The organism is Paenibacillus sp. FSL R5-0744 (assembly GCF_037972555.1).
Taxonomy (GTDB): Bacteria; Bacillota; Bacilli; order Paenibacillales; family Paenibacillaceae; genus Paenibacillus_AQ.
In genome coordinates this window covers 3,619,211-3,635,690 of the sequence record NZ_CP150228.1, presented here as the reverse complement: position 1 = coordinate 3,635,690, position 16,480 = coordinate 3,619,211, and the positions used below count along the sequence as shown (strand labels likewise).

General features: G+C 42.1%; 14 protein-coding genes and 2 pseudogenes. 3 read left to right on the top strand and 13 right to left on the bottom strand.

Going from position 1 to position 16,480, the window contains the following annotated elements:
- Positions 1-167 precede the first annotated feature (167 nt).
- Both asnB and MKY19_RS15805 read left to right on the top strand, forming a co-directional pair.
- Complete coding sequence (gene asnB / locus MKY19_RS15810) at positions 168-2,045, top strand: asparagine synthase (glutamine-hydrolyzing) (protein ID WP_339795944.1); 1,878 nt, start codon at positions 168-170, stop codon at positions 2,043-2,045.
- Between the two features lie 15 nt (positions 2,046-2,060).
- Positions 2,061-2,591 (top strand): putative immunity protein, encoded by a 531-nt coding sequence (locus MKY19_RS15805; protein ID WP_339795942.1) that lies wholly within the window; start codon positions 2,061-2,063, stop codon positions 2,589-2,591.
- Positions 2,592-3,280: 689 nt separating this feature from the next.
- Here MKY19_RS15805 and MKY19_RS15800 read toward each other — a convergent pair.
- The 11 genes and pseudogenes from MKY19_RS15800 to MKY19_RS15750 form a co-directional block, all read right to left on the bottom strand.
- Positions 3,281-3,421: a hypothetical protein gene (locus MKY19_RS15800; protein ID WP_339795941.1), complete on the bottom strand. Its 141-nt coding sequence runs from the start codon at positions 3,419-3,421 to the stop codon at positions 3,281-3,283.
- A gap of 43 nt (positions 3,422-3,464) precedes the next feature.
- Complete coding sequence (locus MKY19_RS15795; protein WP_076298629.1) at positions 3,465-4,163, bottom strand: SDR family oxidoreductase; 699 nt, start codon at positions 4,161-4,163, stop codon at positions 3,465-3,467.
- A 239-nt stretch (positions 4,164-4,402) separates the two neighbouring features.
- Positions 4,403-4,981 carry a TetR/AcrR family transcriptional regulator gene (locus MKY19_RS15790; RefSeq protein WP_339795940.1) on the bottom strand — a complete coding sequence of 193 codons (579 nt, stop codon included), beginning with the start codon at positions 4,979-4,981 and terminating at the stop codon, positions 4,403-4,405.
- A gap of 465 nt (positions 4,982-5,446) precedes the next feature.
- A complete protein-coding gene (locus MKY19_RS15785; protein WP_339795938.1) occupies positions 5,447-7,318 on the bottom strand; it encodes a M56 family metallopeptidase in 1,872 nt (623 codons plus the stop codon).
- Complete coding sequence (locus tag MKY19_RS15780) at positions 7,315-7,728, bottom strand: BlaI/MecI/CopY family transcriptional regulator (RefSeq protein WP_339264886.1); 414 nt, start codon at positions 7,726-7,728, stop codon at positions 7,315-7,317. Before MKY19_RS15780 ends, MKY19_RS15785 begins: the two co-directional genes overlap by 4 nt.
- A 75-nt stretch (positions 7,729-7,803) precedes the next feature.
- Positions 7,804-8,535 (bottom strand): hypothetical protein, encoded by a 732-nt coding sequence (locus tag MKY19_RS15775; RefSeq protein WP_339795936.1) that lies wholly within the window; start codon positions 8,533-8,535, stop codon positions 7,804-7,806.
- 410 nt (positions 8,536-8,945) lie between these two features.
- Positions 8,946-9,341 carry a BlaI/MecI/CopY family transcriptional regulator gene (locus MKY19_RS15770; RefSeq protein WP_076283655.1) on the bottom strand — a complete coding sequence of 132 codons (396 nt, stop codon included), beginning with the start codon at positions 9,339-9,341 and terminating at the stop codon, positions 8,946-8,948.
- A 418-nt stretch (positions 9,342-9,759) separates the two neighbouring features.
- Entirely contained in the window at positions 9,760-11,961 is a 2,202-nt protein-coding gene (locus MKY19_RS15765) for a M1 family metallopeptidase (RefSeq protein ID WP_339795933.1), read from the bottom strand.
- A gap of 329 nt (positions 11,962-12,290) precedes the next feature.
- Positions 12,291-12,434 (bottom strand): annotated as a pseudogene (locus MKY19_RS15760) (MFS transporter); the annotation flags it as partial.
- Positions 12,435-12,460: 26 nt separating this feature from the next.
- The gene (locus MKY19_RS15755; RefSeq protein ID WP_339795931.1) at positions 12,461-12,871 is read right to left on the bottom strand and encodes a hypothetical protein; all 411 of its coding nucleotides are present in this window, start codon (positions 12,869-12,871) and stop codon (positions 12,461-12,463) included.
- A 234-nt stretch (positions 12,872-13,105) separates the two neighbouring features.
- Positions 13,106-14,185: a DUF418 domain-containing protein gene (locus MKY19_RS15750; protein ID WP_339795929.1), complete on the bottom strand. Its 1,080-nt coding sequence runs from the start codon at positions 14,183-14,185 to the stop codon at positions 13,106-13,108.
- Between the two features lie 526 nt (positions 14,186-14,711).
- Here MKY19_RS15750 and MKY19_RS15745 point away from each other — a divergent pair.
- A pseudogene (locus MKY19_RS15745) lies at positions 14,712-14,997 on the top strand (IS3 family transposase); the annotation flags it as partial.
- Positions 14,998-15,141: 144 nt separating this feature from the next.
- On the opposite strand, the gene MKY19_RS15740 reads toward MKY19_RS15745, so the two are convergent.
- Both MKY19_RS15740 and MKY19_RS15735 read right to left on the bottom strand, forming a co-directional pair.
- Entirely contained in the window at positions 15,142-15,297 is a 156-nt protein-coding gene (locus MKY19_RS15740; RefSeq protein WP_339795927.1) for a hypothetical protein, read from the bottom strand.
- Between the two features lie 22 nt (positions 15,298-15,319).
- Positions 15,320-16,288: a glycoside hydrolase family protein gene (locus MKY19_RS15735; RefSeq protein WP_339795924.1), complete on the bottom strand. Its 969-nt coding sequence runs from the start codon at positions 16,286-16,288 to the stop codon at positions 15,320-15,322.
- Positions 16,289-16,480: the final 192 nt, after the last annotated feature.

Genomic DNA, 16,480 nt, shown 5'->3' with positions numbered 1-16,480 from the left:
ATATAGCCTTATCCAAACACGTCGAACGATTCATATAGTGAATCATTCGGCGTTTTCTTATGGATTAAAGTACGATTCACCTGCGTGATTCTAAAAAAAGATGATTGATCAACGCAATTGTGGGCACTCTATATCCTAATCTTTACTATAGGAAGGACTACAATAGCATGTGCGGAATAGCAGGAATCTTAAAATGTAATGGACAACCCCCGCAAGAGGAAACCTTAAAACAAATGACAGGTGCAATGAATCACCGAGGTCCTAATCATGAAGGCGTATGGCTCGATTCTCAAATTGGGCTCGGTTTTCGTAGGTTATCCGTTATAGATTTACGTGATGGAAATCAACCGATGACAAATGAAGATCGTTCCCTTTGGATTGTTTTTAATGGTGAAATCTATAATTATAAAACACTACGAGATCAGCTTAAGTTAAAGGGACATCACTTTCAAACGCAATCAGATACAGAGGTCATTGTGCATTTATATGAGGAATACGGTAAGGACTGTGTCCATCATTTACGAGGAATGTTTAGTTTTGCGATTTGGGATGTTAAGGAACAGACGCTTTTTGCTGCCAGAGATCATTTTGGCATCAAGCCTTTTTATTATTACAAAGATGAGAATAACCTTTTATTTGCTTCGGAAATTAAAAGCATTCTTGCAGTTCACGGAGTACCAAGAAAGCTTCAGTATCAAAGTTTATTTAGCTACTTAACTTTTCAGTATGTGCCGCAACCGGATACGATGTTTGAACATATTCATAAATTAGGACCTGCAGAGCGAGTATTTGTTAACGCTAAAGGTGAAATGAAGATCGAGAAATATTGGGAACCCCATTTTCATCCGATAAAACGATCTTTAGCGGACTATGCGGAAGAAATTAAGTGGAAATTGAAAGAGTCTGTAAACCTTCATTTACAAAGTGATGTGAATAGAGGGTGTTTTTTGTCCAGTGGAATTGACTCCACAGCTATAGCTGCAATGATGAAAGCAGAAGAATCCACAAAGACCTTTTCGATAGGATTTGAAGGGGTAAACAATGAAACCATCATTGCAAATCAAACGGCAGCTAAACTGGGAACGGATCATTATTTTCACATTTTATCTACAGAAGACTTTTTTGATAGTATTCCGAAAACAGTATGGCATCTAGATGAGCCTGTCGCGGATCCTTCCGCCATCGCTCTTTATCATCTCAATCAGCTTGCAAAAGATCATGTCACGGTTGTCCTATCCGGGGAAGGCGCTGATGAATTATTCGGAGGATACCGGATCTATAGAGAGCCAGATGCACTAAGACCCATTTCATGGATGCCCAATTTCATAAAGGATTCGTTACGAAAATCATTGTCTATATATCCATATCATTTTTATGGAAAAAACTATTTACTTCGGGGGCTGACACCTTTAGAGGAACGCTTTTTCGGTAATGCTAATATCTTTAACAAAAGCGGAAAGATGAACTTGCTCCATGAGTCGGTGCACGCTCAAAATAGCTTTTTACATCCGACGGATATCGTTAAGCCTTTTTATGATAAGACAGTGCACCTAGATCCTACGACAAGAATGCAGTTTATTGATATGAATTTTTGGTTGCCTGGCGATATTTTGTCAAAAGCAGATAAGCTGTCTATGGCACATTCATTGGAATTAAGAGTCCCGTTTCTAGATAAAGAGGTTTTCGAAACGGCTAGTAAAATTCCAGTCTCCAATCGGATTGGCAAAAATACAACAAAACTCGCTTTGCGTAAAGCTATGGAAGGAATTGTTCCTGATAATATTGTGAATCGCCCGAAATTAGGATTTCCCGTACCGATTCGTGATTGGCTTAAGACCCCGATTTCAGATATAATGTTTGAGCAAATACGCTATAGTGGTATTGAAGAAATATTCAATATGAATATCATCGAAGAAATGTTTATCCAGCATCGGAGTAATAAAGGTGATTATTCGCGTAGAATCTGGCTAATTTACATTTTTTCAGTGTGGTATACGCTTTTTATGAAAGAAGATCTGAAACAATTAAAGAGTGCCGTGCTTTAATGGGGGAGAGATCGTTTGAACATTGAGGAATATGCTTGGAATAAACATGAGCAGCAAATAAAATCAACTAACGAATTTACTTACAGTAGTCCTAAGATAAAGATTGTAGACAATATTGAATTAAGAAATCAACTTGAAGAGACACTTGAAAAATTACCGCAGAAGTTCCTGGCCAAATGGGCTTTGAGCGTTGCTGTTGAACACCTGGATCATCTGGATCAACATCTTATAAATGACCCGCGCATTGATTTAGGGATAGAAACGCTAGAAAAACGTATAGTTGGTGGTATCAGAACCTTTGACTTAAGAAAAGTTGGATTCATAGTCAATGAATTAGCGAAAGAGTCCACAACCGAAGCAAGTAAGTATGCTGCTCGTTCTTTTGCACAAGCCATTGCAACTGGACATATGAGAGGACACGCTATGGTAAGCAGTGACTATGCTGTTAAAATGATAAACATATCCAATAATTCCTCAGTGGCCGAGTCTGCCACTAAAGAACGGGAAAGACAATTAAGGATAGCTAAAGAAATGTTTTATAATTGAAGCTATAAGACTGAACGGTATGAAGATACTGATATAAGTTAATTAATGGTAATGATTAGCTTTTTTATTTAAGAGGTACGTAAAGAACAATCAGCAATAAACATATAAATATAACTACACAAAGTTTAATCCGAGATTCTGATACACTTTAAAGTTTAATACTCGTTAGAGACAAATCAATATCTAAAAAGAGATTCAATTGTTCATGAAAGGGAAGCTAGTATGAACAATTTTGAATATTGTATAGATATCAATTATGGACAGCTAATTGGCATTAGTATGGTTTAAATTGGCTTGTTCCATTAATTTATGTACTACTTTCTCACAAAACCCGTATTTTGTACATATGTCTTTGAGTTGGAATAAGCCCTGTTTACATCTAGGATGTTGTACATGTACAATGACAAAAAGTTACCTACATAAATATAAATGTCACCCTCCCTATAATGATAACAAAAAATCTATCATCAAAAAAATTTTTCTTCAATCAAAAAGACTATCTCCATTAGGTAATAGCCTTCGGTATTTAGAAATCATGATTTTGCCAGGAAAAACCCTATCTAACATATCACGCATTTCTTAATGGATATTCTCTTATGTAGCGGTACTTTAATGTTGTTCTAATTCAGTCAATTTATCTTCGAGATACAAGTACGAGTCAATCCCTCGATGGAATTTTTTACGAACCGTTACACGCTAGATTTTAGGGTCCGAGCCGTACTCTCGTCTAGTAAAGGTTGTGGCTGATTGGGATCCAATTCGCTGGGTAACCTTGTTTTGTTCTCCCCCATTCGAATCCGCCATCTCTTGAAATGGACGAATTTGTTCATTTTGTAGTCTCCTCTATAAATTAAGTTAGAAATGAAATTGTTATTAAGAAAGATGAGGGTACAGTGCAGGAACGCCACCTGCAAGTCCACCTTGTATCATTCGGCTGTTATCATCAGCAATAATTTCAAAACTGCCAGATTCTATGCCATCAATAGCTATTTTTGCGATATCTGCAGGGCTTACTTTGGGAACTTCTAAGCTGGATGTCATGTCTGTCTCCATAAAGCCAACATGTAATCCTGCTACTCTCACATTATGTGGATACAAGTTTATACGTAAATCGTTCGTCAATGCCCATGCTGCAGCCTTCGCGGCTGTATAAGCACCCGCAGTTCCGGAACTAAACCAAGATAATGCGGAAAGAATATTTAAAACCGATCCTCCCCCGTTTTTCTCAATGATCGGTGCAAAAGCACGAACCATGTATAGCGTACCGAAGAAGTGCGTATCAAACTCCAACTGTATTTTGTCCACATCACCTTCCAGCAATGAAGCGCCAGTAGATGATCCTGCATTGTTGATTAAAAGCGTAACGTCCTTAGCGAGGATAGCAGCTGCTTCAACTTCTTGAGTGTTGGTAATATCAAGCTTTACAGGTATAACGCCTGGAATATCAATGGTTTCCGGATTTCTTGCACCTGCATAAACCTTAGCCCCTCTGGATAAAAGTTCAAGGGTGAGATGGCGGCCAAAACCTCGGTTTGCTCCAGTTACAAATGCCACTTGTTCAGAAATTATCATTTTATTTACTCCTTTTATTCATCTTTTAACTACTATACGGGAATGATCATTCTAAAATGAACACAAGAATAGATCATTCATGAAAGAAAACTAAAGCAAGGAAAGAAACATATTTTGAGAACGATCATTCTAAAAAATATTCAAGAAGGTTCGTTTAAAGAGATCTATAAACGAGACAACACTCAGTTATGAGAACAATCATTCTAGAATATGTATAAGCAATTATTTTTAAATAATAATTACTTATGTACAAGTTTAATTGATAAATCGGCTATTCGATGTAATTTTTCTTTAGGCACTGAGGTCCTTGTCATTACCCTTAACCCCACACAAACAGAATGCAGATGTTCCGCTAGATCGTCGGCATTGTAATCCGAGCTAAATTCTTCATCCTGCTGCCCCCACAAAATAATATCTTTGAGCAGCTTCTCTGATAATGTGAACGATTCAGTGGACTTCAAATCCACATTGGCATCGCGCATTGCTAGTTCCACCGCTGAATTCACCATCAAACAGCCTGAGGGCGAATCTTCTTCACCATTTATTATGAAACTAAAGATAAGCTGAAGTGCCTCAGTTGCAGTCTTGGAACGTTTAACTTCCCTCGTAAGCTCAGCATTCACTTTATCGCGAAAACGGTCCATGGCTTTCAAAAACAGCGTATGCTTGTCGCCAAATGTGTCATATAAACTTCTTCGATGAACTCCCATATGCTCTACAAGATCTGTCAAAGATGTCTTCTCGTAACCCTGTTCCCAAAAAAGCTTCATCGCCTTATCTAATACTTCGTTCTCTTCGAATTCTTTGCTTCTTGCCATTCGATCCCCTCCCTAATAGTAAATGTAACATATTGAGAACGATCGGTAAAGAATAGATTTTCTAATCACTGTTAACGATGTGCTCTCTTAGCTTTCTTCTTTACTCCTTCCGACTGGTCTGTGGTGCCTTACCTCCGAGCGGATCCCTTCCCTGTCCTTTTTATTTATCTTAGACTTTTCATACAGGACATTTCTTAGTGCATAAATCATCATAGCGCGACTATGTAAGTAACTTTAAGTCAATAAACCACAATGTAGGCACTTTTCTGTCATTGGACAGTAATAGTTCGTAACTTCATCCATCGAAGCAAACCGCAGTGTTGCCGTCCACTGCCCATCACTCACCTCACTTTTTATATGATAAGCATTTTACTAAGATAATCATTCACTTATATCAATTGTTCCAACATAAAAAGCCCATATCGACCCTAGTTCTAGGGTGATATGGGCGCCTGCCTTGAGATGTTATTTTTTAATTGCAGCTTTCAGAATTTCGATCTTCTCTTGTCGTGATAGATCCGATGAGGTTGAAATGCTATATCCAAATTTACCGCCATCTTGCCAAAAAACGTATTTCGGGAAAACATTTTCCGGTAAATCATCGTCAAAAAATCCATTATTCTTAGTTCCATCGGCGTCCACAGTATACTTCGTAATCGCAAGCGTATCTTTCCCGTTCGTGTATTCCAGGCGAATATCGTTGGCTTCTTTCCAGTCCATTTTTTTCGTGAAGACCGGTTTGCCGCTCTTCTTCCCTTCAGCTCTCAAATCATCGATGAACTTGTCTCCCAAGGGTCCTCCGATTCTCGCTTTGGAGAAAGTGTAGCCTTCTGGCAGGTTGGAAGGCTCTTGCAAGACAGCGCCTTTTAAGGTTGCTGCTTTCTGAAGATATTCATCAAAGGAAGCATATTCCTTCGTCAGCCCCCAATAGCTAAGATCAAGTCCGCTGTTCAACGCGTTATATTTATGATAGATGACATACGTGTCTCCCGTCTCTTTAACCAATTCCTTCACGCGATTGATTTCATCGTCGATATATTTTTTATCCTCTGCAGGAAGTGCCTTAGCTGCATCCGCCGCTAGTTTATTCATTTTATCCATTTCTTGCTTATACAACGCACGGTCTACCTTAGACCCATTGAATTCCTCAGGATAGGTGATATCTAATTGACGATCCCCAGCTTCTGATTGTACTGAAACAGCTATCGTTGCGTTCCCATCATCTTTTTCCTTGGCATTGACCAGCGTCACGCTGCCAAGCGCGAGAATGATTGTCATCCCTAAGATAGAAATGCGATATGATTTTTTATTGAATTGTTTGATCATGATAAGTCTCCTTTTCATTTGTTTATGTGTCGCAGATAGGCCGGCAAGTCCCGGCAGGCGATGGTCTCCTGAGAAATGTTCCAACACTTGGATGATCGTCTGCCCATACGCATTATTTTGCTGTGGTCTCATCCGATCCAGCACGAAGGCATCACAGGCCATCTCTTGATCTTGTCGCGCTCTGTTCACTGCAAGCCATACAAGTGGGTTGAACCAATGGAGAATCAGAACCAGGTGCATGATCCAATTCACGGCTACATCCCTGCGACGGACATGAGCGAATTCATGCGCCAAGATATACTGAAGCTGTCCTTCATGCAGCGACATCAGTAGACTTGGAGAGATGACGACTGTCGGCTTACAAAACCCAACGACGGCCGGACCGGGAATACGCTCGCTGGCAACAAATTCAACTTTGCGCTTCACGCCGAGCTGCTGCCGTGTATCATGGAACAAGGCCAATAACAAAGGCGTTTCTATACGGCTACCAGCACGCAGGGCATGTTGCAATCGCAGCTGATCGTATATGGTTTTCGCGACGAGAAGCAGTACACCCGTAAGCCAGATCAGTACCAAGACTGGAACAACGCCCATGGCTGTAATTTCATTCCACCAGAAATGGTTCTCCGGCTTGCTTCCCGATGTATCCGTGGGTGCGGTTAATTCCGTTATCCTAACGACAATTCCATATTTCTCCGCCACAGAACCCTTTACTTGTTCTCCTGTCTCGCTTGCACTTATCGATGGATCTTGCATTTGCTGGTGAATGCCAGGCATGAAGGATTCCAGAGACAATACATTATAAAGGCTAAGAGAAGACTCTGGTGCCCAAGGAAGCAGCAAGCGGATCGCCACTGGTATCCAGAGCAAATATTTCCATCTGGCTTCCAGTTTGTTTTGGAATAAGAATTGCAGAATCAAGATCAGCATGACCAGAATGCCTGCCATGAACGATCCCTGGATCACCCAGCCGAAGAATGACACAACAGTTTCGTATAAGCTTGGACTCATTTAGATTCTCTCTTTTCTAGTTCCCCAATTCTGCCGCTATTGTCGAATAACGTCTTCAAATCCTCAATTTCCTGCGTATTCAGCTTCTCATCTTGGAGGAAATTAGCCAACATCGGCATAATGGAACCACCATACATCTTCTCCATGAAGGAAGTAGTCTCGGAACGCTGATATTCTTGCTCGCTGAACCGAGGATAAAATAATTGCATACGCCTCGAACTCTGCTCCAGCTTCACGCCCGCCGCTTCCTTCTGTACCAGTCGGCTAAGAAGCGTTCGGGTCGTATTCGGGCTCCAGCCCATTCGATCCGTCATTTGTTGAACAACTTCACTAGAATAGCAATCTGGATTTAGCCACAATACCCGCAAAATTTCGAGCTCTGCATCCGTTATGGATGGTATTCGGTTCATATATACAACCTCCAAATCTAACTTGCGCAGAATGCATAGGATGGGTGAACTGCTGCGCATGCTCAAGGCAACCTATCACTTCTTGACCGCCGCTTTTAGAATTTCAATCTTCTGTTCTCGGGTGATATCGGATGAAGTTGAAAGGCTGTATCCGAATTTGCCGCCATCTTGCCAATAAATGTATTTTGGGAAAATGTTTGCTGGAAGGTTATCGTCAAAATAACCTTTTTTCTTCCCTTCCTTCGCATCCACCACAAACTTCGTAATCGCAAGCGTATCTTCCCCGTTCGTGTATTCCAGGCGAATATCGTCGGCTTCTTTCCAGTCCATTTTTTTCGTGAAGACCGGTTTGCCGCTCTTCTTCCCTTCGGCTCTTAAATCATCGATGAACTTGCCTCCCAAGGGTCCTCCGATTCTCGCTTTGGAGAAAGTGTAACCTTCTGGCAGGTTGGAGGGCTTTTGCAAGACAACGCCTTTTAAGGTTGATGCTTTCTGGAGATATTCATCAAATGAAATGTATTCCTTCGTCAGCCCCCAGTAGTTAAGATCAAGTCCGCTGTTGAGTGCCTTGTACTTATAATACATGACATAGGTATCTCCAGTCTTGGCGGTCAAATCCTTCACTCTCTTAATTTCTGCGTCAACCACCTTTTTTTCCGCTGCCGTTGGAGCTTGGACGACTGCTTTTTTAGCCGTCGACTTCTGGGCTGACTTGGAAGAAGCCGCGTCTACCTCAAGGTTCATCGATGAACCCAATAGTAGAACACTGCTGAGGGTTGCGATGGCTAATTTTGATGCTGCTTTCATGTGAAAAACTCCTTTCTGTGATCCTGTTTTAAAACTACACGTGTAGTTATAATTCAATACTACAGTTGTAGTTATATTTTGTCAACACTATTTTATCGGACCCTTTTCTAGTATCCATGAAATAAAAAAAACTCCTCCGGAGAGCAGTTTGATCGTACGATGGATTCGTTATTGCTGTTTTTTTCCACCCCAAGGTTCCGGTTCCGGCGTATCTGGCGTTGGAAGCAGTCCTAGATCATGGAAGATTAAATCGGCGATGCCGATCTTTACATAAATTGGTTTTTAATTAGGGGTTGTTGCATCGTCTCAATTGTATGCTGAGTAATTTTGTGGAATTATACTAATAAAAAAACCGCGATTTACGCGGCGGTTCGACGTTAGGCTAAATGGTTCTACCTTTATCAATTTTCTTATCGATCATCGTTGTTGCGACTCTCGTCAAACAAAGCTTTCAAGTCATCAATTTCTTTCTCGTTCAGCTTCTTATCCTGCAAAAAATTAGCGAGCATGGGTTTCAAGGCGCCGCCATACAGTTTCTTCATGAACGATTTAGTCTCCGACTTCAAATATTCTTGTTCGCTGATGAGTGGATAGAACAAAAAGTTCCGTTTGGATCCCTCTTCCTGTGTTGTTCCCGCCGCTTCTTTCTGCACTAAACGGTTCAGGAGCGTCCTTGTCGTATTCGGGCTCCACCCCACTTGTTCCGCCAATTGCTTGACGACCTGGCTGGAAGGACAATTCGGACTGGCCCACAATACGCGCATCACCTCGAGCTCCGCATCCGTGATGGGTGGTATTTTTGTCATGCCTAAACCCTCCAAAATCAAGTTATGACTACATCTGTAGTCACACTTAAATAGTACAATTGTGGTCTGATCTTGTCAACCTGCATTGTGTTTCATTCTAAAAATAAAGTTTTGCCGAGCTATTATCAATTGATAAACCAGTCAAATGCAGGTTAATGGTTATATTCTCATCTTGTCCTCGCTTGTCCATGAAAACATAGCCTCCTCTTCTCCATTCTCTTGCTCAACATATTCCTCTATGTTTAGTGTCAATTAAAAGTCACAGAATTTTCTCCAATTTTAAAGCTCGTAAAAATAAAAAAGAACACCGGTTAACTTTGAGCAAGCCCAAATTAACCGGTGTTCTTGAAATTATCCAAGTTCGCTACGTTTTGGCTGCCATGGAACTCCCTCGGGACTAAGACTGCCCTGTGATTTATTATTCTGCAAATAATTTCGCATACGGATTTTCGATCTTTTGTTCGCTGCTGCTCTTACCTGTGTTATTCAGAACATAATATTGATAGAAATGGTTTGAAAAATTCAATGATTCCAATGCTTTAGCCATAAATGGATCTTCCGTCTGATCACTCAATTGGTCCCCTGTCCAAAAATGATGCAACATGAGACGATTCTGGTTATACGGATGTTTGATAATGTAGGCTCCGGATTGATTAGACTTATTCATGATTTCCTGCCATTTAAAACCGACTTTATCAGCACGCTTGATGATGCCGGACTTCAAGGCTTGTACAAACCCATTCGCATCCGGTTTGCCGATGACAATGATATTACTGTCCCCTAGCTCCTTCTTAAGTTTGTTTTTTAATACTTGACGTTCCGTTATAATCGTTGGCTTTATTCCTGCTATTTGGAAGAAGCCTTGAAACTGGTTGAGCAGTTGATCCTGTTGTTTTGTTGCTTTGTCCGATGTCAAACGGTCGCTCAAGATAATCGTTAGCGGCTCGCCCTGCAACGTTTTATCGATAATTCGGCTCATCGTTTCAGACGGAACCTCTGGAAACTGTACAAACACCGAATGGTAAATTGATTTAAATTGCTCGTACATATAAGCGGCTTCCTCGTCCGCTGTTAGACGATATTCAGACTTCAAAGAATAATTGGGCTGGCGCAAATCCGCTTCCCAATCATCTCTGATCTTTTTGCCCGCTTTGTTCTCAACAACCTGAAGCAGTCCTTCGATCGTCGCATTTTTGTATACATACTGGTCAAAATATGTCTGCATCAACTTATCAAACTTCTCTTCGCCAAGCGTACGATACAACTCATAGATGGCTTGACGGCCTTTTTTATAGAAAATGGCGTCGGGAGAATCGCCAACCTTATCATTGGTCGCATCAAGCGGACTATCTAACGATACTTCATTGAATTGAATCACCTTGAATCCATTTAACGGATTTCCTTGTTTCTCATAGAAATATACCATAGAGAAATCGGCAAATCCTTCATCTAGAAATGATTCCTTCTCGGAATTATTTCCAATTAATGCGTGGAACCATTGATGCGCAATTTCATGGACAAATGCTGAATGGTTTGAAATATCTGGCTGACCCTCGATCATACCCATCTGAATCATTCGCGAATATTCAACAGCGATCCCTTCAACGTACGATTCAACAATTCTGAACTCCGGATAAGGATATTTACCATATTTTTCGCTGAAGAAGTTAATGACTTTAAACGCTTGATCAATATATTGATCGATAATCTGTTTTTTGTCTTTCTGATTATCAAAGTAATAGTATTGTATGGTCAGACCATCTCGTGTAACACTTTCTACTTTAAAATCTGGACTCGTGAAGAAGACAAATTCTCTCGTATTATTCGCAGTGGCCGTTACCATCTTGCGGCCTGTTTCGGCATCCTGTACGTTCAGTGTTCCAGGCATGGAAACCTGATAATCGGCGGGTACATTCATGGTTACCTGATAATCCGCAGAATCATAATAATCGGATTCAAATGTAGTGCTGTAAGGAGTTTTGTCCCACGTATGATCTGCAGGGTTATAGACCGAAAGCACAGGGAACCAATGAGCACCATTGATGATATTCTTGTAATGGGACAACCGCTGTGAGCCATAAGGAATTTTTACGTCAAATTCAAGTTCCAGTGTGATAGATTGCCCGGGCTGCAATGCTTGTCCTAATGCAACCTTAAGTGCCTGATTCGTATTATCGAACTTCAAGGGTTGACCTAACGACTTCACATTGTTGATGTCAATGCCGCCCAGGAAATCTTCAGGTTTTTTATCCGGATTTTCCTTTGCCATTCGTTCATTTGAATTTTCGAACATACCCGACTGTGTTTCCTTTGAACGGTTTGCATCTGCAAAGGTGTGAAACACAATATTGTCCAGTGTATCCTTCGTGTTGTTTCGATAGGTCACAGTTTCTGTACCGTGAATTGTCATCTTCTTCTCATCAAGCCTTGCGTCTACTTGATAGCGCGCAAGCTGATGAACAGCCGCATCCGCTTCTAGCAACGAATCGTTCTGAATCGTTGGTTTCGCCGCCATCGCTATCCCCGTCCCGAAAACAGGGCCTGTACTTAATGCGACAACAAGACTGCCGGCAATCATGCACTTCGGTAGTTTAGTATTCCAATGTTTAAGTTTATTCATGTTGCTCCTCCTAATGATAAGTTCCTAATCATGATCGTAGATTCTCGAGTATGTACAAAGACTAGTATAAAGCTCTTACTTTACACGAGTTTTAAAGGAACCTTACATTAACCTTAAAAGGAATCACTTATAGTTTTTTAAAACTGATACTCTGCACAAGTGTATTGCACTAACACGACTGTTGAGAGAATAGAAAACGGCCCATGTATGAGTGGGTAAATCGATAAAATAGCGTTCCAAGGAGGTCCGCTCCCGCACTTGGCTTGACAATACATCTAGCCCAACAGGCTGCCGATACAGTAGCGCCTGTAGGGCTTCAAAAAAGGGTCTTATGTGGCTCTTGAACTAAAAGCTTTAATTTTTATCATAATTAACATGAAAGCAAGCAAAGCGAATATGATTCCACTCCATATGAGCGGATGTATTCCCCATTGATAGATAAACCAATCTCCAATGGAAGCTCCCAACGTAATGCTTTTAGCCTCACTGACACGGAACTCTATAAACGAAATGATGATCGATTTGAGCTGCTATATTTAAAGGAACGGGAAAAGGTACGCAATGACAATTTGGAATAATTCAGCTTCCATATATGCCAGGATTCGAACTCGGAGAAAGCCGCCTCATCTTGCTCGTTTAACCAGTGAAAGTCTCTTTTCAGGTTTTCTTGCAGCAAGACGTTCTCATCGGCTTCTGAAAAATAAAAAAGATAATCTCCACCATGCAGAGTGACTCCCGCTTCATTCGATTTTCGGCGAATGATCTTCACAGACAGGTCTTGTCGTTGATAAAGGCTTACCTTATCGGCCATCGCATGCATCAGGACCGCCATAACCAGACTGTGTTTATCCAGGTTCGTGTTGATGGCAACAGTAGCGACTTCATCGGTATAGAGGATGTCTCCGTTCAAAAATTGCGTCCTCCAAAAGTCAGTTATCGTTTGTGAGAATAAAGACATACTTCTTCCCCCCCCCTCGCTAACTTCATTTTACTACTATGGCCATTGTACCTTCTTTGCTAAAAAAGCCTCCTGTTGGACCGTCCAAGGGAGCGTAGCTAAAACGATAACAATGGACGGCATCTTCCCTCGACGTTCATTGAATAATAAGTTGTCACATGTTACTTTTCAAGCCTCTTACACCACTCAGCACCATTTTCTCATGATCAGCTCAATCGGACCTCTTTTCATCCACTTTCTCCACAGACTCGAAAAGATAATGGAGATAATGAAATAAACGGTTCCGTATGCCATTGCAAAAGAAAGACTTCCGTTTTCCAAATAACCCACTGTCATAAGAAAACCAATTCCGATCACTACGTGCCCGATATAATGGGTTAACGATAACTGTCCTGTATGGATCATCGCCTGTGTCAGAAGGGAATTTTCAAATTTATCGACCACATAAAGACAGATCGCAATGATGGCGACAGCTGAACAAATGCCAGAGAAAACATACAGCATTGTGGGCGGCATCGGTTTTGTTCCAAAAAGATAAGTTGCTGCTTCTTTACTCAATATTGGGGAGGTCCATTTAACCAAGAAGAAAGAAATCGATTCAAAAACAACCGTTCCTGACAACGAATATACTAGTAATTTCGAACGGTTTTCCTTATTCAGCCAACGCTTCCTGCCAATCCACATGCCGATGAGGAAGAAGCTCAGCCAAGGAAAAATGGGATGAAATCCGTTAAATAACAGATTGCGAGTAAACCCTTCTATCGTCCAAAAGCCCATGTATTCCTTAAAACTCGAGTCCCATCCCTTGCTGTAATCGAATACGACTAAAAACAACTGCGATGCTATCAGGATTATCGAAAACAAAACTAGTATTATATTATCGGATACGGTGATCAAGACTGCAGCTACAAGCATAAATACCGCATAATAATGCAAAATATCGGCACTCCAGCCTATTAGCAATAAAAGCACGCCAGAGATAAACAGAAAAGCAGCTCTCTTGTACAAGCTGTTCCGGATTTGAGGAATGAGTTCCCAGCTCATTGAGTTACGGGCTTTCGAGGTCATTAATGCCACCCCAATACCAGCCAACACGACAAACAAGGCGGATGCTCTCCCCTCAAAAAGGCCCGCTATCGCTTGCAACCATGCAGGTCCGCCACTCTCTGCCTGCATCGCTAGCTTATAGTTCACCATTACCATGCCGAAGATCGCCAATGCTCTTGCAAAATCAAAGGCAGTTATCCGCTCTTTCGCTTGACTCATGCCGCATCCTCTCCCTTAATACATTTCGCTTTATGACATGACATCGCTCAATAGATAGCAGCAGCTTTTCCCATAGTGAACCGAGTGAGTATCCTAATCCGATAAAACTAATACACCAAAATAAGGCACCTCTATAAGCATAGACTTCAATGGTTCAGAACGAAGAACCCAAAATGCCTGTGAAGTATCCGGTTAGCGTCACTCCTAAGGAATGCGTCTTGGAATACCTAAACAATAAACCCTAGGTCTGACCTAAGGTCAATTGTTTTGTTCAAAATTTCAAGAAGTATGTTCTAATTTCCTGATTTTCTGTATTGAACAACAGGCATGCAGGACGCCTCTAGATCACAAGCACGATGCAGCGGGGTTGTGGTGCATAGCTCAAATTAATGATGATTGAACTGAAGTTAAGGGATGGGGCAATTATTTTGGAAACAGACTTAGATTTGTCTAAATGGAAGCGTTTTGAAGCAGAGATCATCCTATTAAGCGTAGATGTTATTTAAAATATAGTTTAAGTTATCGTGATAGATTATCAGATGAAGATAAATCTCTTATTCATTCTGACCAAGGCTGGCACTATCAGATGAAACAGTATCGTCATGCTCTCGAAGAACGCGGCATCAAGCAAAGTATGTCCCGTAAAGGTAACTGCTACGACAATGCCGTCATCGAGAACTTCTTTGGTATCATTAAATCTGAATTTCTATATTTAAAGGAATTCGAAAGTATCGCACATTTTAAACAAGAGCTATTAAATAACATCGATTATTACAACAACAAGCGAATTAAAGCAAAACTAAAAGGCCTGAGTTCAGTACCGAACTCAGGCCCAACAAGTTGCCTAATTATATAACCTGTTTAACTTTAAGGGAAGTGTTTAGTGCTTGAACAGTCTGATTCAATCAGAAAAGCCATGATTATTTTAAATATTTCCCTGTGAAAGAATGTTTCGCTTAAATGAATTGTATGGGTTTCGCCTCAAATATAATTTGGCCACCCCTACTGCCGCCATCAGGCCCCATGTCGATAATCCAATCCGCCTGACTGATGACGTTAAGGTTATACTCGATAACGATAACTGTATTGCCCTTGTCCACGTGCCGGTTCATAATCTGCCACAGCCCCAGTGAATCATTGCTTCAAAGGTATAACCATGTTCCACGTATCGGAAGCGTCCTTAAAACCATCACTGCCGTCCGAGACGGCCGCGAACAAATGAGTCGGCTTGCCGTTCTGGAACAACAGGAACGGCCGCTCCAGATTGCCCAGCGTCTGCACCGTGCCGTCATCCCAACGCACCGTCCGGGAATAGCCTTGCGGCTGCCCATGCAAGCTCCATTTCAGTCCGTCCGGCGACTTGGCGTAGATGCCGCCGTATTTTTCTCCGCATAGATGCCCTTCCATATCTTTGGCGATCAAATGGTATCCTACGTTTGTTTGCCAGATAAAAGGGTCTTCGATATGGAACGACTCTGGAGGAAACACCGGCTCGTCACTCAGCACTCGGTACAGCCCCTCATAGTGATCCGCATACGCAACGCCAATCGTCATGCCGCCATGCAGGTTGCCTTCGTAGTGACGTGCCTTGTAGATCAGCAGCACGGAACCGTCCTCCCTGACACATGGAGCCGGATTGGAGGTCAGAAAGCTATCGAATCGGCCGGGACGTGTTGGCAATATCGGTTCGTCCGCTCTGCGCCACGGGCCCAAAACGCTGTCCGCTATAGCTAGACCTACCCGTTTGTTCGCCCGCGCCACGATGCATTGAGGATCTGTTAACCCGAAATTCCCGGGCGGCTCTGGATCGCTTAGCGGATGGGTCGAACCCGTATAATAAAGCAAATATTTGTTGTTGTGCTTGACGATATGGGGGTTGTGTGTGCAGCGTCCGTCCCAATATTCCGCTCCCCTCGCCGGAAGCGCCACCTCGCAGAATCGGTACGGTCCCTCGGGGGTATCCGAGTCTGCCCTGACAATCTCTGAAGCCGTCATCCAGCCGGGATGCATCGGCAGTGTCTTCGGCCAGCGCGAGGCAAACATATGGAATTTGCCGTCCTCGCCCTGCACGACGGAACCGCACCATACCCAATAACCTTCCATACGGAAGCCGCCGCCACGCGGAGCCGGCAACATTGTGCTAGTATGCATGTGCAGTCACCTCGTTTTTTCCCGCTGCTCCATAATTGCTGTGAAACATGGTCTCCCATCCTTCCAAATGAAGTGAATAACAGGACTGCTCCATACATCAATGGATCGACATAGTCATGCCGGCGAACCAACCGCCGGCACGCT